Here is an 18,603-nt window from a genome sequence, read left to right as displayed (position 1 = left end):
CTGCACCATCCAAAGCCTCATCACTGTCATAACTATTGGTGATGAACCCAGCCGCACAGGGCATTAGATCGCCTTGATTTGACCTGTTAGCGTTTTCGAACATCGCCTGAGAAATCATCATCGCGAAAAGATAATCCAACAGAGACAATAAAGGGGAACCATCATGAAAAAGCTTGCAGTCATCGCATCGCTGATAGCGGCGGCCCTCGGCGCCGCCAGCGCTCCCTCGGCAGCCGACGACGTCATCCGTTTCGGCGTCGCGGCCGAGCCCTACGCGCCTTTCTCGGTCAAGGACGCCAGCGGCAAATGGCAAGGCTGGGAAATCGACCTGATGAATGCCGTGTGCACGCAAATGAAGGCGAAATGCGAGATCGTCGATATCGCCTGGGACGGCATCATTCCCGCGCTGTTGGCCAAGAAATTCGACGTGATCTGGAGCTCCATGTCGATCACCGACAAGCGCAAGGAGGTTATCGACTTCACCGACAAGTACTACTATTCGCCCAACGTGCTTGTCGGCGCAAAGGCCGACACCCGACAATTCGACGTAGCAAAGCCGGACACTTTCAAGGGCGTTGCCGTGGCGGCGCAGAGTGCGAGCCTGCAGGCGACTTACATGCAGGACAAGTTGAACGGCATTGGCGACGTGAAGATCTATCCAACACTCGACGATGAAATCGCCGACATGACAGCCGGTCGCGTGGACCTGATGGCGGCGGCGGGAATCCAGATCCAGGACTTCCTGAAAAAGCCGGAAGGCCAGGCCTATGAAATCAAGGTCACCCTGCCGCATGAGAAGATGTTCGGCTACGGAGACGGCGGCGGCGTGCGCAAGGAAGACACAGCCCTCAGGGACCGCCTCAATGCGGCGCTCAAGGCGGTGAAGGCCAGCGGCGAATACGACACGATAACCAAGCGCTATTTCGACTTCGACATCTACGGCGATTGATCATCGGATGCACGGAGCCGGATGATTTCAGGTCGTATCGACCTGAAATCTGAATCCGTCTCCAAATCCGAGAACTAGAGCATGATGTCGTCCGACAGCCGCTTCGCACCTTTCGGCATCATGCCCTAGTGCCGGTCACCCGTTCTGGCCGGCACCATCCTCATGGGAACCTGCCGTATGGATTCGATCGTGTCTTGGCTGACCTTGCTCGGTTTCGGTGACAAGGGCTGGGGCGACGAATTGCTTCGCGGCGCTTTGCTAAGCGTCGAAATTTCGATCAGCGCCTATATCGTCGGCCTGGCGCTTGGCCTTGCGGGCGCCTTGGCCAAGCTTTCGAAGCGCCGGACAGCCGTCTTCGTCACAGTCGCCTACACGACGATCATCCGCTCCATCCCGGACATCCTCATCATCTTTCTCGTCTACTATACCGCGACCGATGCAGTGCGTTCGGTCGTGACCTTTACCGGGCTCGCTTCCGAATTTCAGATCAACGGCTTCGTCGCGGCGACGCTGTCGCTCGGGATCGTTCAGGGCGGCTACAGCACGGAAGTCCTTCGCGGCGCGATCGCCGCCGTCCCGCGAGGCCAGGCCGAGGCGGCCCATGCGCTTGGCCTGACCCGCCGCCAGACCTTCTTCCTGGTGACCCTTCCGCAGATGATCCCGCTGGCATTGCCGGGGCTCGGTAATCTGTGGCTGGTCGTCCTGAAGGAAAGCTCGCTGGTCAGCCTCATCGGTTTCACGGAGTTGGTTCTCGCCGGCAAGATGGCTGCCGGCGCGACGCGCGCCTATTTCCTGTTCTATTGCGCGATCGCCTTCGTGTTCCTGGTGATGTCGAGCCTGTCGGCGATGCTCTTCCACGCCTTGGAGACATCCACCGCCAATACCGGGAGGCGCAGATAGCGTGACAGAGTTCGGGCAATACCTCGCCAGCCAGCTCCTGGCCGGCATCCAGACCACCGTCATCCTGTTTGTCGGCTGCGCCCTCGTCGGCAATCTGCTGGCCATTCCGGTGGCGCTTGCCCGCTTGTCGGCCAAGGCATGGCTTCGCTATCCGGCGGTCGCCTTCATCCTTGCCTTCCGGGGCACGCCGCTGCTCGTCCAGCTCTACCTTTGCTACTTCGGCGTCGGCCAGCTTCTCGCCGGCGTGCCTTCGATCCGCTACAGCCCGTTGTGGCCCATGTTGCGGGGTGCCTATTGCTATGCGTTCCTCACCCTGTCTTTGAACACCGCGGCTTATTGCGGCGAGATATGGAGAGGCGCGATACAGTCGATACCGGACGGGCAGCGCGAGGCCGGCCAGTCGCTCGGCCTGTCGAAAACGCGGATCATGATTTCCGTGCTTCTGCCCCAGGCTTTCCGGTTGGCGCTGCCGGCGATCGGCGGCCAGAATATCCTGCTCCTGAAGGGGACGGCGCTGGCCTCCACAATCACGGTCTTCGAACTCATGGGCGCGGCGAACCTCGTCCGCGCGCAGACCTTCCGCGTCTACGAGCCGTTGTTTGCCGCGGCGCTCGGATATTTCCTGCTGGCGGTGTTGGTGACGACCGGCTTCGGTTTCTTCGAGCGACGGTTGGCCCTGCGGTATTGAGTGGCGCCGATATGGCATCACCAGAGTCTTCGACAGCCTTGCCGGGCCGGAGATTTGCCACGTTCAGAACCTCTAGTTCAGGCCGGCCCGAACCAGGTGGAATGCGACGTCGTTCTCAAGAAGGATATCGGGGCTGACGGTCGATTTGCCGAAATCGGTGTAGAGATATTCAGACTTGAACGTCCAGTTCGCATCGAGCGCGTATTCGGCGCCGGTGCCATAGACCGCCTTGTCGGACTGCTAGTTATAGTCAGCCTGGCCACCCCCCAGGTCCACATGTTTCTATCGGCGCGCGACGCCCTGGCTGAATCGAATTTGGGCCACCGCCTGTAGACATCGCGGCGGCAATGAAACAATCTTCACTGCGGGAACATAAGCGCGCCTCGAAGAAGGCGCCTACCTTCGGGTGCGCATGAACAATCGCTGGACCTTGTACGATCCACGCCTGGCCTGGATGCTGGTTGCACCGGTGCTTCTGCTGCTGATCTTCTTCCTGGTGCTGCCGATCGCGGTGATGGCGGCCTATACCTTCTTCACCTTCGTCACCGCCGGCGTCGAGACCAGCGCGCTGACCACCGCCAACTGGCAGGAATTCTTCACCGACAGCTATTATTCCGGCTTCCTTCTGAAGACGCTGAGGGTCGGCGCGATCACCGCGCTGCTGTGCGGCGTGCTCGGCTATTTCCCGGCCTATTTCATCTGGGCGACGAGCTTCAGGCACAAATGGCTGCTCTTGCTCCTGCTCATCGTGCCGTTCTGGATCAGCTTCACCATCCGCACCTTTTCCTGGATCAACATCCTGGGCGAACAGGGCGTCATCAACGTCGCTCTGCTCAAGATGGGCATCATCAACGAGCCGCTGCAGATGCTCTACAACGAGGGCGCGGTGATCCTGGGACTGCTGCACTTCCTCCTGCCCTACATGATCCTCAACGTCTATGTCAGCCTCGAGGGTATCGACCGCACACTGATCTCGGCCGCGCGCTCGATGGGCTGCACCAGCGCGCAGGCGTTCCGCGAGGTGACCTTGCCGCTGTCGCTGCCGGGCCTGGCGGCGGGCCTGCTGCTCTGCTTCGTGCTGGCGGCCGGCAGCTATGTGACGCCGCAACTGCTCGGCTCGGGCCGCGACGCGCTGTTCGGCAATTTGATCTACGACACCATCATGGGCGAATTGAACTGGCCGATGGGCGCCACCTTGTCGATCGTGCTGTTCGTCGTGCTCGGCTTCTTCGCCGCAATCTACACCCGCTACATGGGCATGTCGCAGATTGTGAAGGGGTTGGCCGGATGAAGGCTGCGCGACCGACCAGGGAAGGTAAATGGACCTGGCGGCTGACCGGCTTCGTCACGCTCTGCGTCTACATCTTCATGTTCGCGCCGATCGTGGCGACCGTCATCCTGTCGTTCAACGCCTCGATGTTCGGCGGCTTCCCGATGACCGGCTTTTCGCTGCAATGGTACGCCAAGCTGATGAACAATGACGCGGTGCTGACCGCCTTCCGCACCTCGCTGTGGATCGCGTTGGTCACCGCTGTCGCCACCACGGCGATCGGCGTCGTCACGGCCTTCGCGCTGGTGCGCTTCGAGTTCCCAGGCAAGCAGACGCTGAGCACGCTGGTGATCCTGCCGGCGCTGGTGCCGGAAACCATTCTCGGCGTCGGCCTTCTGGTGCTGATCAAGGCGATCGACCAGCCGCGCACGATGCTGCTTCTGGTGCTCGGCCATATCCTGCTTGCGGTGCCCTATGTGGTGCTGATCGCGCAGGCGCGCATGGTGGGCATAAGGCGGGTCTATGAGGAGGCGGCGCTGTCGCTCGGCGCCTCGCGCTTCTCGTCCTTTCGCGAGATCACGCTGCCGCTGCTGATCCCGGCGGTCGTCGGCGGCGCCCTGCTCGCCTTCACCATCTCGTTCGACAACACCTCGGCCAGCCTGTTCTGGCGGCCGGCAGGCGTCGAGACCATGCCCACCCAGATCCTTTCCATGCTGAAAATCTCGATCAGCCCCGAGATTAACGCGCTCGGCACTGTGATGATCCTGGTTACCGTCGGCATCCCGTTGATCGGCGGCCTGATCCTAAACAGCCTGACGAAGTTGAAGAGACGCGGCGAACCAAAGGAGGAAGTACGATGAAACTGACGACGACCAAGCGGCTGGAACGGCTGCACGACCGGTATGCCAATGGCGATCTGAGCCGCCGCACTTTCCTGACGCTGACGGCGGCCGCAGCCGCATCGGCCGGGCTTTCCATGCCGTGGATGGGCCGGGCGCTCGCCGCGGTCGAGGAAGTCCGCTTCGACGGCTGGGGCGGCACGGTGCAGGACGCGATCGACAAATTCGCCTTCCAGCCCTACACGGCCAAGACCAAGATCAAGGTGGTGCAGGGCACGTTCGGCGACGAGGACGAGATCATCACCAAGATCAAGACCGCGAAGCCCGGCGACTACCAGGTCATTCATTCCTCGGGCGTCAACTACTACATCAAATACGTCAATGGCGGCCTGACCTCGGAGATCAACGAGGCCAACATTCCCAACATGGCGAATGTGCTGCAGCCGATGATCGAGCCCTTCCGCAAGCTGACGCCGAAGCTGTCGGCCGTGCCTTACGACTACGGCACCACCGGCATCGCCTACAACACCAAGGTGATCTCGCCGGAGGAAGCCAAGGAAAAGGGCGCAGCACTTCTGCTCGACAAGAAATATGCCGGCAAGGTCGGCGGCTATTCCGACATGACGACGCGTGTCTGGTACGCGGCTTTGGCCACCGGACAGGATCCCAACAACCTCAAGGACATGGACACGATCTGGGCCAAGGTGCGCGAGACGCGCGACCTCGCCAAGAAGTTCTGGAGCTCCGGCGCGGAACTTATGGACCTGCTTTCCAAGGGCGAGATCGTGGTGACCGACGCCTGGTCAGGCCGCGTCGCGGCGCTGCAGGACCAGGGCCATCCGATCGGCTATCTCGATCCGGCCGGCTCCTATGCGTGGATGGAGGACATGCTGATCCTGAAGGGCTCGCCGATGGCCGAATGCGAGGAGCTGATCAACTTCATGCTCGACCCGGCGACCTCGATCGCGGTGGCCGAGGGCCAAAGCTACCCGCCGTCGCTCGACCCGACCAAGGTCAAGCTGACCGACAAGATCGCGAAGCTGCCGGCCTTCGACCCCACCGGCACGATGAAGGCGTTGACCTTCGCCGATCCGACCTACTGGGCGACCAACGAGGACGCCTGGACCAAGCAGTGGAACAGGATTTCGAAAGGTGCCTGACGGCCAGGATACGACACTCAATCCCCGGCCGACCTCGGCCGGGGCGGAACGCGCGAGCGCGGCCGCCGGGGCGAACAGCCCGGCGGTCGAGTTCCGCAACATCGACATCGTCTATGGCAAGTTCGTCGCGGTACGCGATTTCTCTTTGTCGATCCGCAAGGGCAGCTTCGTCACGCTGCTCGGGCCGTCTGGCTGCGGCAAGACGACGATCCTGCGCTCCATCGCCGGGCTGGTCGACATTTCGGCCGGCCAGATCATGATCGGCGGCCGGCGTGTCGACGACGTGCCTATCTACAAGCGCAACATCGGGCTGGTGTTCCAGAGCTATGCGCTCTTTCCCCACAAAACCGTGTTCGACAATGTCGCCTTCGGCCTGAAATACCGCAACGTCGCCAAGCCTGAGATCAGGCGCAAGGTCGGCCAGGCGCTCGATATGGTGCGGCTGCCCGGCAGCGAGAAGAAACTGCCCTCGCAGCTGTCGGGCGGCCAGCAGCAGCGCATCGCGCTGGCGCGCGCCATCGTCTTCGAGCCGCAGGTGCTTCTGCTCGACGAGCCGCTCTCGGCGCTCGACGCCAACATGCGCGAGGAGATGCGCGTCGAGATCAAGAAGATCCAGAAGGAAACCGGCATCACCGCCATCTTCGTCACGCACGACCAGGAAGAAGCGCTGTCGATGTCGGACCGCATCGTGGTGATGAATGCCGGCTCGGCCGAGCAGATCGGCACGCCGGAAGAGGTCTATGAGCGGCCGGCCACCGCCTTCGTCGCCGACTTCCTCGGCAAGGCCAACATGCTTTCGGGCACGGTGAGCAGATCGGACGGACCGACGACAGTCAAGCTGGCCAGCGGCCAGACGGTCAATGTGCTTTCGCCCAAGGCGCTGCCGCAGGGCAGTGCCGTAACCGTCGTGGTGCGGCCGCAGAAACTCGCGGTCGGTGCCAAGGCGGGCGCCAACCGGTTGCCTGGCCGGGTCGTGTCGGCCTCCTATCTCGGCGGCAGCGCCATCTACGAGGTCGACATAGGCGGCAAGACGAACATCCGCGCCAACGCCCCGATCGATGGCCGCGTTCTGCGCGAAGGCGAAGCGATCGAACTCGGCTTCGACGCGGACGATTGCGTCTTGCTGGACGAGGCCGGGCGGCGGATTTCCTGAAGACCGCCGCCGCCCTGTAATCAGTACGACCCTTGATGGCTATTACAGTTCATTGCTTGGAGAGAAACGCTTTGCAAGCAGGAGTGAGCTCACTGATATGCTGTTTAAGACAGCTCAACCCCTTTGCATTGTCGACCATCTTGCACAGTCGCTGGGCATCCGCCCTGCATGGTGTTTTGTAGGCATCTTTCGCTAAAGCGACGTCGGCGAGGAAAAGCGAACTAGAAGCCAGAAGCGCCAGTCCAAGCGTTTTCTGTTTGCGCATAATTTAATTCCCCTCTGAACATGAGCATAGTAACGCAGCCATATATACGCTAGCCCTGATATAATAAGAAGGCCAAGGACTTCGCGACGAAGCGCTCCGTGCCGCATTGGCAAGGCACGATATTTTCAAACTGAGATACCACCAGATTCCCACGGCAATTTCGACGCCCGCTCCAACGCTCGCTCCCCCGGTCGTCGGCGACAAGTCCTCCCATTGGTGACGTGAATGATCACGCCGCAAAGAGATGGAGACGACAATGACGAGTTTGGAGCACACCGCCTGTGAACCCAGCCGCGCGGACCTCAGCCTGATTGGCTTTGCCAGCCGTGCGCTGCGGCTTGCCTATCGTGCGATGAGGATGCGCAGCGACCGCGCCGCCATGCAGGCCATGCCCGATCATCTGCTCAAGGACTTGGGTATCGCCCGTTCGGAAATCGACCATTACACCTCGATGCGCTACGTCTCCGACGCCGACGGGATGGACTTCCGCAACGCCGGATGACCCCCGATGGCAGGCGTCACCACGCTCTCGACAAGCCCCGGGGCTTCCCCACGCCGGGGGCTTTTGCGTTCCGGCGCATTCGGGCGTCGACATTCGTTTCAAACGATACATCCAACGCAATTTCCAACGGTAGACGTATGAAAAATTCCACGGTCGCACCCACTCTCGTTCAAACGCTCCATCGGCAAACAGAGGCCGTCACGGCAACCAAGCCGCAAACGAACCTTTGGAGATGAAGATGCAACCCAACACCAAACCTGCACGGCTTCCGCTCAATGGCGTCGACACGCCGAACCTTCTGGCGACGATCAATTTCGTCGCCGGGCAGCCGGAGCTGGCAAAATTCCAGTTCCGCGCCCACAACGAGTGGATCGAGGGCACGCACAGCAAGACCGTCATGAATGGCTTCTTCGGCGCTGGCCAGGAGCAGAAGCACGAGAAGCCGCATTATGCCGACGCCGACCATCCGGCGATCCTGTGCGGCGCCGACAATGCGCCGACCCCGGTCGAATGGCTGCTGCACGGGCTGGCGGGCTGCCTGATGGCTGGCGTCGCCAACATTGCCGCCGCGCGCGGGATCAAGCTCACCAAGGTGAAGTGCTCGGTCGACGGCGACATCGACCTGCGCGGCATCCTCGGCATTTCCGACGAGGTCCGCAACGGCTTCCAGAACATTCAGGTGTCGTTCGAGATCGAAGGCGACGCGCCGGCCGAGAAGCTGCAGCAGCTGGTCGAGCAGTCGCGCGCCCGTTCGGCCGTGTTCGACGTGCTGACCAAGGGCGTGCCGGTCACCGTCGGCATCAAGACCATCCAGTGAGCCGAAGCCGGCAGGCGATCCGGACCGATCCGGGCCGCCTGCCTCCTCCCAAACGGACTAGAGCCATGAGACGCGCGGTTGTCATCATCGGCGCGGGCCAGGCTGGCCTTGCGCTCAGCCATTGCCTCGGCCAGGCCGGTATCGACCATGCCGTGCTGGAGCGCGGCCGCATCGGCGAGCGCTGGCGCTCGCAGAGCTGGCGCTCGCTCAGGCTGCTCACGCCGAACTGGCTGAACGCCCTGCCCGGCTCGCCCTATGAGGGCGGCGATCCCGACGGCTTCATGAGCAAAGGGGCTTTCGTGGAAAGCCTGGAGCGCTACGCCTGGCAGTGGCATGCGCCCGTCGAGACCAATGTCGAGGTCACATCTGTCAAGCGGACCGGCGACGGCTTTGCCTTGCGCACCAGCGCCGGCGAGTGGTCGGCGCGCGCGGTCGTCGTCGCGACAGGACATTGCGACCGGCCGGTCATCCCTTTTTCGGCTGAGACCCTTCGTGGACCGCTCAGCATTCACGCCTCGCAATATCGCTCGCCCGGCGAGCTGCCGAGCGGCGGCGTGCTGGTCGTCGGCGCCTCATCCTCCGGCGTGCAGATCGCCGACGAGCTCGCCCGCGATGGGCGGCGCGTGGTGCTTTCGGTCGGCAAGCATACGCGCCTGCCCAGAACATGGCGCGGCCAGGATATCTTCTTCTGGCTGTGCGCAATGGGCCTGATGGCGCAGCGCCGGGAAGACCTCGCCAATCTGGAAGGCGCGCGACGCCAGCCGTCGCTGCAGCTCGCCGGCCGGCCCGACAGGGCCGATGTCGATCTCGCCACGCTGCAGGCGCTCGGCGTGGAGCTGACCGGGCGGGTGCGCGGCGTCGGCGACCGCGAGATCGCCTTCGCCGGCGACCTTGGCCAGCACATCGCTGCGGCGGAAGCGAAGCAGGCGCGCCTGCTCGACCAGATCGACCGCTTCACGGGCGCGGCGACACCAAACCGGCCCGAGCCGGTTGCGATGCCGGCGGCGTCCGCAGAACAGCTGTCGCTCACCGACGGATCCATCCGCACCATCATCTGGGCCACCGGCTATGCGCGCTCGCTCGGCTGGCTGGAGCCGCTGGCGCTCGGCGCCGACGGCGAGCTCGCGCATCAGGGCGGCGTCACCTGCGTGCCCGGCCTCTACGCGCTCGGCTTCCGCTTCCTGCGCAAGCGCGATTCCAACTTCATCGGCGGCGTCGGCGCGGACGCCGAGGCGATCGCCGCCGAAATCTCGCGTCGTCTCGACTGCAACGGCCGCAAGGCGGCCTGAGGATCACGACCACCATGGCAACCAATCCCATCTCCCTCATGGCCACCCCCAGGCGCGGCCACTACGACGCCATCATCGTCGGCGCGCGCTGCGCGGGTGCGGCGACCGCGATGCTGCTCGCCCGCGCGGGTCTCAAGGCGCTTGCGATCGACCGCAAGCCGTACGGCTCCGACACGCTGTCGACGCATGCGCTGATGCGGCCGGCCGTGTTGCAGCTTTGGCGCTGGGGCCTGCTCGAGCCGCTGCTCAAGGCCGGGACGCCGCCGATCGAGACGACGACCTTCCACTATGGCGAGGAGGAGATCGCCATCCCGCTCGCCGCCGGTTCGGACCTTCCCGGGCTGATCGCGCCGCGGCGCACGGTGCTCGACCGCATCCTGGTCGATGCGGCGCGCAAGGCCGGCGCGGAGGTCCTGCACGAGGTGGCGGTCGGCGACCTCTTCGCCGACACGCGCGGGCGCGTGCGCGGCATCGAAATCCGCGCCGCCGGCCGCGCATCCGTGAGGGTCAGCGCCGATATCGTGGTCGGCGCCGACGGCATCGGCTCGCTGGTGGCGAAATGCGTGGACGCCCAGCCATTGCGGCGCGGCGCGGTATCGGCCGCCCATGTCTATGGCTATGCGCCGGTCGAGCCGGGCGCCGGCTATCACTGGTATTTCCGCGACGGGATCGCCGGCTCGTTCATCCCGACCAATGACGGCCTCGCCTGCATCGTCGCCTCGGTGCCGACGAGCCTGTTCGACCAGCGCTTCCGCCTCGGCCACGCCCGCGCCCGCATGGACGTGCTCGAAGCGCTTTCGCCGGCGCTGGCAGCACAAGCGGCCCAGGCGCCGAAGGACGCCCGCCTGCAGGCGTTCCGGGGCGTGCCGGGCTATATCCGTCAGGCGCACGGCCCCGGATGGGCGCTGGTGGGTGACGCCGGCTTCTTCCGCGACCCGATCACCTCGCACGGCATTTCCGATGCGCTGCGCGACGCCGAGAGCCTCGCGCGCGCCATCCTCGACGGGTCCGACGCGGCATTCGCGATCTGGCAGCGGCAGCGCGACCTGATCGCCAACCAGATCCTGGACACCACGGACGCCGTCGCCGGCTTCGACTGGACGCTCGACGATATCGGCGAGCGGCATCGCCGCTTCAGCGCCGTGCTGAAGGCCGAGGTGCAGGCGCTGGCCGGGCAGTCCATGCCGGCCCGCCGCGCCCCTTCGTCTGCATCGCGGCCGACGGCCCACCGGGCGCCGGCCAACCAGGACGAGCCGCCGGCCTCGGCCGGCTCGAACCTCAATCGCAACCGAACCGGAGCAAGACCATGACTGTGCATGTGATGAAGGACGGGTGGGTCGGTGTCATCAAAGGGCGACCACAATTGGGCGCTTTCGCCGAGCGCTCGCGGCGCACGCAGCCTCAGGATATCGACGCCTTCGCCGAGATGACCGGCGACCGCAATCCGCTGCATTACGACAAGGCGCTGGCCGAGGCTTCGGTGTTCGGCAAGCTCATCGTGCAGGGCGGCGTCACCTCAGGCATCCTGAACGCGGTGGTGGCGGAAGATCTGCCCGGCCCCGGCTCGGTGTTCCTCGAAGTCTCGTGGAAATTCGTCAAGGCGGTCGGCGTCGGCGAATTGATCACCGGCCGCGTCGAGGTCAAGGACGTGCGCGCCGACAAGCCGATCACAAAGCTGGAGACATCGGTGCGCAACGAAGCCGGCGAGCTTTGCCTCACCGGCACCGCCACGGTGTTCACCGTGCCATTGGCCGGGGGCTGAGAGCTTCTGGACCGCTTGGCTACGCGCCTGCCGTCTCGGCGATGAAGGCGCGGACGTGGTCGATGAACTCCTCGAAGGCGGGCTCGCCTTCGAGGAGGATGTGGTTCTGGCTCTCGAGCTCGATGAAGCGCGCGCCGGGAATGCCGGCGGCCATGGTGCGCCCGGATTCGACGGGAGCGACGTTGTCGTCCCGCGCGTGCAGCACCAGCGTCGGCACGCGCACCTTCTCCAGCAAGTCGCTGACATCGATCACGGAAAAGGCGCTCTGCAGGCGCCAGGCATCGTCGGGCGAGACGGTGCGCAGCATCAGATCGTCCATCCAGGCGAAATGCTCGTGCGTGGCGCCGGGGATGAACATGGAGCAGAAGGCCTGGCGGAACATCGGGTTCGGCTTGCCCCAGCTCTCGCGCATCAGCGTCGCGGCGGCCTCGCGCGTCGCGATCTCGCCCGCGTCGCCACGCGCCCGCCAGCCTTTGACGTAGCCGCCATAAAGGATCATGCCCGAGACGCGCTCGGGATGCCGGATGGCGTAGGCGATCGAAACCGCGCAGCTCTGCGACAGGCCGAGCAAGGTGAAGCGGTCGAGCCCCGTTGCCTCGACCACGCATTCGAGGTCCGACAGCATGGTCTCGAACGAGATATCGACGACATGCCTTTGCGACAGGCCGTTGCAGCGCTCGTCATAGCGCACCAGCCGGTTCCGGCGCGACAGTTCCCGCATCCAGTGCCGCCAGATCGGGCTGTCCCAGTCGAAGGTGAGATGCGACATCCAGTGCGCGGCGCGCAGGATCGCAGGGCCGCTGCCGGTGCTGGCATGGGCGAGCCTGGTGCCGTCGAGAGCACGGCAGAATTGCACGGCGCGGCCGGGATCCTGCGATGACGCGGATTTCAACGGGGCTTGCGGCGGCCGGGCGGAACCGGACTGCGATGCGCGACCCGTGGCTTGAGCAGCGGCCGACCGGACCCTGTCCTCCAGCGCCTCGGTCTCGGCGGCGAGCCTCGCATCGTCGGGCACGAGGCTGCGCAGGCGCTGGGCGAAGGGCAGCGCCCGCCGCGGCTGGTCCGCCAGGCGCTCGACCAGCTCGCGCAGGATGCCGAGCTCGACGATCTCCACCTCGCTGGCGATGGCCTGCCGCCAGGCTTCATAGTCGAAGCAGCGCTCGAGCGAGAGGTCGGCGAGAAAGCCGCCACGGATCGAGGCCAGGACGGCTTCGAGTTCCTCGGTCGAGCGGGAGGAAAGGTCGGCCTTCACCAGCGGCGCCAGCCGCGCGTAATCCGTCGCGACATTGAGCGCGACGGCGTTGCGATCGGCGGCAAGGGCTGTTTCAACACCGCCCAGGACCTGGCGGATCTTGGACAAGCTCCAGCGCAAGGCACCGCGCGGATCGTCGGGGACGTCCCAGAATATCTCGCACAACCGTTCGCGCTGGTGCTGCCTGGCGGTGACGGCAAGGTAGGCGAGCAGCGCCCGCGTCTTGCGCGACGGCGGCAGGTCAAGCGGCTGGCCGTCGCGCATAACCTGAAAATCGCCAAGCACGCGCAGTTCCAGCATGTGCTGATCGCCGTTCATGCGTCCACGCGCTTGTCGATCGCCATGATCCCCCTTCGGCCTTGGCCGGCGCCGCCAAAGGCAGCCGCTCGCCATAGCAAAATCGGCTAATTTAGGGAAGCGTGGTCCGGACGGCGCACGGCCCGAGGAACCAAATCTACTTGGCGGCGCGGACAGCCGATCGACGATATTTGCCGTTCCCTCACGCCTTTGCCGCAAGCGCCCTCGGCTTGATGACCGTCGCCAACACGACCCCGACTACGATGAAGGCCGCGCCGAGCAGATCGTAGTCGTGCAGGCTCTCGCCGAGCAGCAGATAGGCAAGCACGGCGACGAACAGCGTCTGCAGGTAGAGCAGCATGCTTGCCCGGCTTGCGCCCAGCGCCTCCACGCTTTTGTTGTAGAGATAATACATCAGCGCCCCGCCTGGCCCCGCCAGATAGGCGAGCGCGAGCAGGCCATTGCCGTTCAGGGCAGAGCGCTCGTCGTTGAAGATTTCCCACAGGTGGAACGGCAGCGCGACCAGCGCGCCGGCGCCAAGCAGAAGCACGACCAGCGGCAAGAGCTCGAGGCCGAACTTGGAGCGGCGCAGCAGCACCGTATAGAGCGCCCAGCAGAAGGCGCTGCCGACGATCCACAATTCGCCGATGTTGAACCGCAGTTGCACCAGCGCATCCAGCTTGCCATGCGCGACGATCACCAGCATGCCGGCAAGTGCCGCAACCGCGCCGAGCGACTTCCAGAGTCCGAGCGGCTCGCCAAGCACCAAGCGCGCGAGCACCATGGTCATGATCGGCGACATCGCCATGATGATGCCGGCCGTGGTGGCGTCGGTGTCGTTCAGGCCATGGTAGATCATGCCCTGGCAGAGCGTGAGGCCGATCGCCCCCACGGCGACGATCTCCAGCGGCCGCGAGCGCAGCAGCGCCAGCATGGCGCCGTGATGGCGGTGCACGATCGGCAACAGGATGGCGCAGGCCAGCAAGAGCCGCCAGAAGCACAGCCCCCAGGGCGGCATTTCCGGCGCCACCCATTTGGCCGCGATATAGACGCCGGCCGAGAGCAGCCAGCACAGCACGGCGGTGGGATAGCCGCCCAGGGATGATACCGCGGCGATGGCCGGCGGTTCCGGCTGATGGACTATCGGTATCGCCTGCATCGCATGCCCCCCGTTTCAATGAAACGTCAGCCCAGACGTAGCCGGTAGTCTACCTCATCCCGCGGGGTGTTACATATGGCTCCGACAAAGCCGTCCGGCAGAGATCAATGCGGCGTGTCGCTGGCCATATGCAGGTGCTCCCAGGCCGAGCCGACGCGACCATGGAACTGTGATGCAAATCGTTCGGCTTCGATGTCTTCGAGGCCGTCGTCGACAAGGGCCTCGATGCTCCGCCGCAGCAAGGCGAGCTGCATCTGCCGCGCATGCCTTGCGTCGGTTTCACGCATGATGGCCGTGACGTGATAGGCCACGACCGGCTGGCCAAGGCAGGACAGAAGCGCGCTCGACCCGGCTGTCGCCGCAGTGACCGCTTCCTCGATGTTCATTCCGGCGCTCCCTCATCTAAGATGCTGGGCGCCTCCCCGGCAGACGGCGACGGTATCCGCCGCTCTTTTCTAATTTTTGGCAGTCGCGAGATCATCGCTCGCGGCCAAAATCAGTATCCTCCAGAACCCTATTAAAGGCGACCGGATAGTTAATTGATGGTTAATGGCAAAGCTCGCATCTTAGGCATCCGAGCCGGGCTTGGCGCATCGGTCAGTGACCGGGGATGTTTCGCCCGGCCGATGGCGCGAGGCTTTGCGAACCAGGGACCGAAACCGGCGCGCCGTGAAGCACCCAGTCCGCCGCGATTTGCCCTATCACAGGGGCGAGCTGGATGCCGTAGCCGCCGGCGCCGGCAGCGGTGATCAATGTCGGCTCCGAAAGATCTATCGGCCCGACGAAGGGGCGATGGTCGGCTGTCACGGGATAAAGGCCCGCCCAGCCCCGGCCGAGCCGCGCGCCAGGCAGATCGGGCACGCGCTCCAGAAGCAGCTCCGCCAGATCGACCTTCGACTGCTCCTCGCACTGGTCGTTGTAGTTGTCGGGATCCTCGGGCGCGATCGACTTCACCTTGTGGATTTCGGCGATCAGTTCGTCCGGCTTTTCGTGGCGGAAGTTGAGCCCGCTGCCTTCGCCATTCACGAGGTCCATGACCATCGGCATGGTGTAGCCGAGCGGCTCGTCGAGATGGATGACGACGGCTTCGTGGCGCTCGGGCCAGATGTGCAGACGCTGGCCGAAAAGCGCGGCCACCTGCGGCGCCCAGGCACCGCCCGCATTGACCACGACATCGCAATCGATCAGCCGTCGCTTCTTGCTATCGATCGGGTCGCCGCTGGTTTCCAGCGTATAGCCGCCCGGCCGTCGTTGCACGCCGAGCAGCTTGCGGTACTGGCGGATCTCGCCGCCCTTGGCGCGGACGATGCCCGCCAGGAAATTGCACATTTCGTGCGGGTCGAGGAAGCCGTTGTCTGGCCCGAACAACCCGCCTTCGAGCCCGTCAGGATTGATGTGCGGCACGAGGTTCCTGAGTTCGGTGGCGCGGAGCAGGCGCGACCTCAGCCCCGCTTCGCCCTGGATCTCGACCGATCTCGCGAACAGCGCCATCTGCGCCGGCGTGCGCGCCAGCCGCAGATAGCCGATATGGTTGAAGCGAAGCCCCTCGCCCTCCCATTGGCGGAACCGGCGCAGCGAATGGACCCGCAGCATGATCTCGAACGGATCGGTCAGTTGCGAGCCGACGACGCCGACCGACCGGCCGCTCGACCCAGAAGCGATCGACTGGGCTTCGAGCACCGTGACGCGCGCGCCCTGCTCGACAAGGTCGAGCGCCGTGCACATGCCTAGCGTGCCCGCGCCGATCACCACGACATGAGGAGCAACTGTCATCTGTGGCTCGTCTGCTTTCACGATTGCGCGGCGATGTCGCCCAAGGTCTCGTCGATCGCTTGAAGAATGGCGCCGGCATCCGCTTCGGTCATCGGCGTCGATAGCGCGAACAGGCCGTAGCTGGCGGAGAGCACGCCACGGCCAAGCAGGCCCTTGTGGCAGGCGTCGAATTTTTTCCGCTCAGCCTGGCCCGGATAGATGGAGCGGTAATCCGTGACCGGATGCAACGTGAAATGAACCTTGAACAGCGAGCCCAGGCCGACGCATTGGCCGGCAAGCCCATGCTTTTCAAACGAGGCGGTGACCCCTTCGCGCAGAAATGCGCCCAACCGGTCGAGATGGGCGAAGCTCTCTTTCGTCAGCGCCCGCATCGAGGCAAGGCCGGCGCGCATGGTGACCGGATTGGCGGTGAAGGTGCCGCCATGCGGAAGCGCTGGTTTGCCGGCGGTCGGATCGAACACCGCCATGACATCGGCGCGCCCGCCCACGGCGCCGACAGGAAAACCGCCGCCGATGATTTTTCCGAGCGCCGTCAGGTCGGGTTCGATGCCCCACAGCCCTTGCGCGCCCGACCATCCAAGGCGAAACGAGATGACCTCGTCGAAGATGACCAGCGCGCCCGCTGCGTGGGCGATCTCCACCATGGCGTGAAGGTAGTCCCGGCGCGCCGGGATCAATCCCGCGCGGTTGGGCATCGGGTCGATCAGCACCGCCGCGATGGTGTCGCCCCCGGCGGCGAAGACGGCGCGCAGCGCCTCGCTGTCGTTGAAGGGCACGGCGATCACGTCGTCCAGCACGCCGCGCGGCGTGCCCCTGGCATAGGGCGTCGACCTCGGCAGGTCGCCCCAGTTGGCGGGCGACGAGTCGAGGCTGACCTCGGCGAAATCGTAGGAACCGTGATAGGCGCCCTCGATCTTGACGATCTTCGGCCGCCCGGTGAAGGCGCGTGCGGCCTTGATCGCCATCATCACGCCTTCGGTGCCGGAATTGGTGAAGCGGACCTGGTCGACCGAGGGCAGCCGCTCGACCAGGAGTTCGGCGAGCTCGATCTCGCTCAGCGTCGGGGCGCCGAAAGCGGTGCCGGAGGGCAGTTGCTTGGCCACGGCCGCGGTGACATCGGGATGCGCATAGCCGTGGATCATCGAGGTGAAATTGTTGATGCAGTCGTAATAGGAATTGCCGTCGACATCCCAGACCCTGCAGCCCTCGCCGCGCGCGGCGTAGATCGGAAACGGATCGACGAAGACCGTGGTGCGCGTGTTGCCGCCCGGCATCACCTTCCTGGCGCGCTCGAACAGGGTTTTCGATCCGGGCATGGCGTCGGGATAATGCGGCATGGCTCTCCGAAGGCGAATTCGACTTGTTGAAACAGCGGCGCAACCGACGCTCGTCACGAAGCTACGGTTCGTTTCCGCGCCTGCGCAATCGGCCAGGCCGGGCATGCGACCCGACCAGGGGCATCCCGATCATTTCGCGGCGGCTGCAGCCGCGCGGTTCGGGTGCCTGAGATTGGTCGGCGTGATGCCGGTCTGCTGGCGGAAGACGCGGCTGAAATGGCCGGCATTGGCAAAGCCGCAGCGATAGGCGATCTCGCCGATCGCCAGGTCGCTGCCTTCCAGCAGTGACCTGGCGTAATGAACCCGCAGCGCCAGATAGGCGGCCATCGGGCCGATGCCGAGCTCGGCGCCGAACAGGCGCTCGAGCTGGCGGCGCGAGCAGTTCTGCCTGGCGGCGATCTCGGCCACGGGGATCGGCTCCTGCAGATTGCTTTCCATCAGGAGCAGCGCCCGCTTCACCGCGCGGCTCGCGGCGGCGGGGAAAAGGTCGCCGACCGGCTGCACGTCGCGGCTGGAGCGGATGCGGTCGAGCACCAGGATCTTGGCCGCCTTCTCCGCCGCCTTCTGGCCGATGAATTGCGAGACGAAATAGCCGGCGAGGTCGGCCGCTCCCGTGCCGCCGGCGCAGGTGGCGCGGCCCCTGTCGACGGAATAGAGGCTGTCGGCATGCGCGCTCACATCGGGGAACTCGGCGCGGAAATCCTTGATGTGGAACCAGCTGACCGCGGCGCTGTAGCCGTCGAGCAGGCCATAGCGCGCCAGCACGAAGCTGCCGGTGCAGAGCGCGGTGAGCGGCACGCCTTTCGCGGCGGCGCGCAGCAGGAACGCTTCCTTTTCCGAACTCAGCTTGCGGTTGGTGTCGAGCAGGCCGCCGACCACCACGACATTGTCGAAATCCTCCGGATTGCCCATCGCCCTGGTCGGCAGCAATTCGACGCCGCAGCTGGCGCGGATCGGCAGGCCGCGCTCGCCGACGATCTCCCAGTCGAACTCGATCCTGCGGCTGCGGTCGCCCTCGTCGCCGGCCAGCCTCAGCGTATCGATGAACAGCGACAGCGGCGACAAGGTGAAATCGCGCACCAGGAGAAATGCGAACTTCTTGGCCATTCGCGAGCCGACCTCTCATTCGAGCCAGGCGCCATCCTTGACCGCCAGCCGCGACGTTTATCAACCGGCGAGCGGACTGGATAG

19 protein-coding genes are annotated in these 18,603 nt (G+C 64.7%); 12 read left to right on the top strand and 7 right to left on the bottom strand.

Features of this window, described 5'->3' with window-relative positions:
* Positions 1-163 precede the first annotated feature (163 nt).
* From FJ417_RS28035 to FJ417_RS28005, 7 genes are all read left to right on the top strand, one after another.
* Entirely contained in the window at positions 164-949 is a 786-nt protein-coding gene (locus FJ417_RS28035; protein WP_140644880.1) for a transporter substrate-binding domain-containing protein, read from the top strand.
* Between the two features lie 177 nt (positions 950-1,126).
* Positions 1,127-1,849, top strand: a complete 723-nt coding sequence (locus FJ417_RS28030; RefSeq protein ID WP_140785681.1) for an ABC transporter permease subunit — start codon at positions 1,127-1,129, stop codon at positions 1,847-1,849.
* Position 1,850: 1 nt separating this feature from the next.
* Positions 1,851-2,537: an ABC transporter permease subunit gene (locus FJ417_RS28025; RefSeq protein ID WP_140785680.1), complete on the top strand. Its 687-nt coding sequence runs from the start codon at positions 1,851-1,853 to the stop codon at positions 2,535-2,537.
* Positions 2,538-2,949: 412 nt separating this feature from the next.
* Positions 2,950-3,828 carry an ABC transporter permease gene (locus FJ417_RS28020; RefSeq protein WP_140644883.1) on the top strand — a complete coding sequence of 293 codons (879 nt, stop codon included), beginning with the start codon at positions 2,950-2,952 and terminating at the stop codon, positions 3,826-3,828.
* Complete coding sequence (locus FJ417_RS28015; RefSeq protein WP_140785679.1) at positions 3,825-4,667, top strand: ABC transporter permease; 843 nt, start codon at positions 3,825-3,827, stop codon at positions 4,665-4,667. Before FJ417_RS28020 ends, FJ417_RS28015 begins: the two co-directional genes overlap by 4 nt.
* The gene (locus tag FJ417_RS28010) at positions 4,664-5,806 is read left to right on the top strand and encodes an ABC transporter substrate-binding protein (RefSeq protein WP_140785678.1); all 1,143 of its coding nucleotides are present in this window, start codon (positions 4,664-4,666) and stop codon (positions 5,804-5,806) included. Before FJ417_RS28015 ends, FJ417_RS28010 begins: the two co-directional genes overlap by 4 nt.
* Positions 5,799-6,959 carry an ABC transporter ATP-binding protein gene (locus FJ417_RS28005; protein ID WP_140785677.1) on the top strand — a complete coding sequence of 387 codons (1,161 nt, stop codon included), beginning with the start codon at positions 5,799-5,801 and terminating at the stop codon, positions 6,957-6,959. The genes FJ417_RS28010 and FJ417_RS28005 overlap by 8 nt, the downstream gene beginning before the upstream one ends.
* Positions 6,960-7,008: 49 nt before the next feature.
* Here the strand turns inward: FJ417_RS28005 and FJ417_RS28000 are convergent, their stop codons facing one another.
* The gene (locus FJ417_RS28000; protein ID WP_140703521.1) at positions 7,009-7,224 is read right to left on the bottom strand and encodes a hypothetical protein; all 216 of its coding nucleotides are present in this window, start codon (positions 7,222-7,224) and stop codon (positions 7,009-7,011) included.
* A gap of 256 nt (positions 7,225-7,480) precedes the next feature.
* On the opposite strand from FJ417_RS28000, the gene FJ417_RS27995 reads away from it, so the two are divergent.
* The 5 genes from FJ417_RS27995 (at position 7,481) to FJ417_RS27975 (ending at position 11,594) form a co-directional block, all read left to right on the top strand.
* On the top strand, positions 7,481-7,726 hold the full coding sequence (locus FJ417_RS27995; RefSeq protein ID WP_140785676.1) for a DUF1127 domain-containing protein: 246 nt from the start codon (positions 7,481-7,483) through the stop codon (positions 7,724-7,726).
* 238 nt (positions 7,727-7,964) lie between these two features.
* The gene (locus tag FJ417_RS27990; RefSeq protein WP_224529713.1) at positions 7,965-8,543 is read left to right on the top strand and encodes an OsmC family protein; all 579 of its coding nucleotides are present in this window, start codon (positions 7,965-7,967) and stop codon (positions 8,541-8,543) included.
* Between the two features lie 65 nt (positions 8,544-8,608).
* Positions 8,609-9,832, top strand: coding sequence for an NAD(P)/FAD-dependent oxidoreductase (locus FJ417_RS27985; RefSeq protein ID WP_140785675.1), 1,224 nt, complete (start codon positions 8,609-8,611; stop codon positions 9,830-9,832).
* A 14-nt stretch (positions 9,833-9,846) separates the two neighbouring features.
* Positions 9,847-11,142, top strand: a complete 1,296-nt coding sequence (locus FJ417_RS27980; protein WP_140785674.1) for an NAD(P)/FAD-dependent oxidoreductase — start codon at positions 9,847-9,849, stop codon at positions 11,140-11,142.
* The gene (locus FJ417_RS27975) at positions 11,139-11,594 is read left to right on the top strand and encodes a MaoC family dehydratase (protein WP_140785673.1); all 456 of its coding nucleotides are present in this window, start codon (positions 11,139-11,141) and stop codon (positions 11,592-11,594) included. The genes FJ417_RS27980 and FJ417_RS27975 overlap by 4 nt, the downstream gene beginning before the upstream one ends.
* Before the next feature lie 19 nt (positions 11,595-11,613).
* On the opposite strand, the gene FJ417_RS33705 is transcribed toward FJ417_RS27975, so the two are convergent.
* From FJ417_RS33705 to FJ417_RS27945, 6 genes are all read right to left on the bottom strand, one after another.
* Entirely contained in the window at positions 11,614-13,164 is a 1,551-nt protein-coding gene (locus FJ417_RS33705) for an alpha/beta fold hydrolase (protein WP_246687570.1), read from the bottom strand.
* Between the two features lie 181 nt (positions 13,165-13,345).
* The gene (locus FJ417_RS27965; protein WP_140652284.1) at positions 13,346-14,302 is read right to left on the bottom strand and encodes an EamA family transporter; all 957 of its coding nucleotides are present in this window, start codon (positions 14,300-14,302) and stop codon (positions 13,346-13,348) included.
* A gap of 104 nt (positions 14,303-14,406) precedes the next feature.
* Positions 14,407-14,688, bottom strand: coding sequence for a hypothetical protein (locus FJ417_RS27960; RefSeq protein ID WP_140785672.1), 282 nt, complete (start codon positions 14,686-14,688; stop codon positions 14,407-14,409).
* A gap of 211 nt (positions 14,689-14,899) precedes the next feature.
* Positions 14,900-16,075, bottom strand: coding sequence for an FAD-dependent oxidoreductase (locus tag FJ417_RS27955; protein ID WP_140785671.1), 1,176 nt, complete (start codon positions 16,073-16,075; stop codon positions 14,900-14,902).
* Positions 16,076-16,092: 17 nt separating this feature from the next.
* Positions 16,093-17,412 (bottom strand): aspartate aminotransferase family protein, encoded by a 1,320-nt coding sequence (locus FJ417_RS27950; protein ID WP_140785670.1) that lies wholly within the window; start codon positions 17,410-17,412, stop codon positions 16,093-16,095.
* Positions 17,413-17,541: 129 nt separating this feature from the next.
* Entirely contained in the window at positions 17,542-18,519 is a 978-nt protein-coding gene (locus FJ417_RS27945; RefSeq protein ID WP_140785669.1) for a GlxA family transcriptional regulator, read from the bottom strand.
* Between the last annotated feature and the right edge of the window lie 84 nt (positions 18,520-18,603).

The sequence above is a fragment of the Mesorhizobium sp. B3-1-7 genome (assembly GCF_006439385.1).
Lineage (GTDB): Bacteria > Pseudomonadota > Alphaproteobacteria > Rhizobiales > Rhizobiaceae > Mesorhizobium.
The sequence above is the reverse complement of the archived record's forward strand: the minus strand, read 5'-3'. Positions and strand labels throughout refer to the sequence as shown.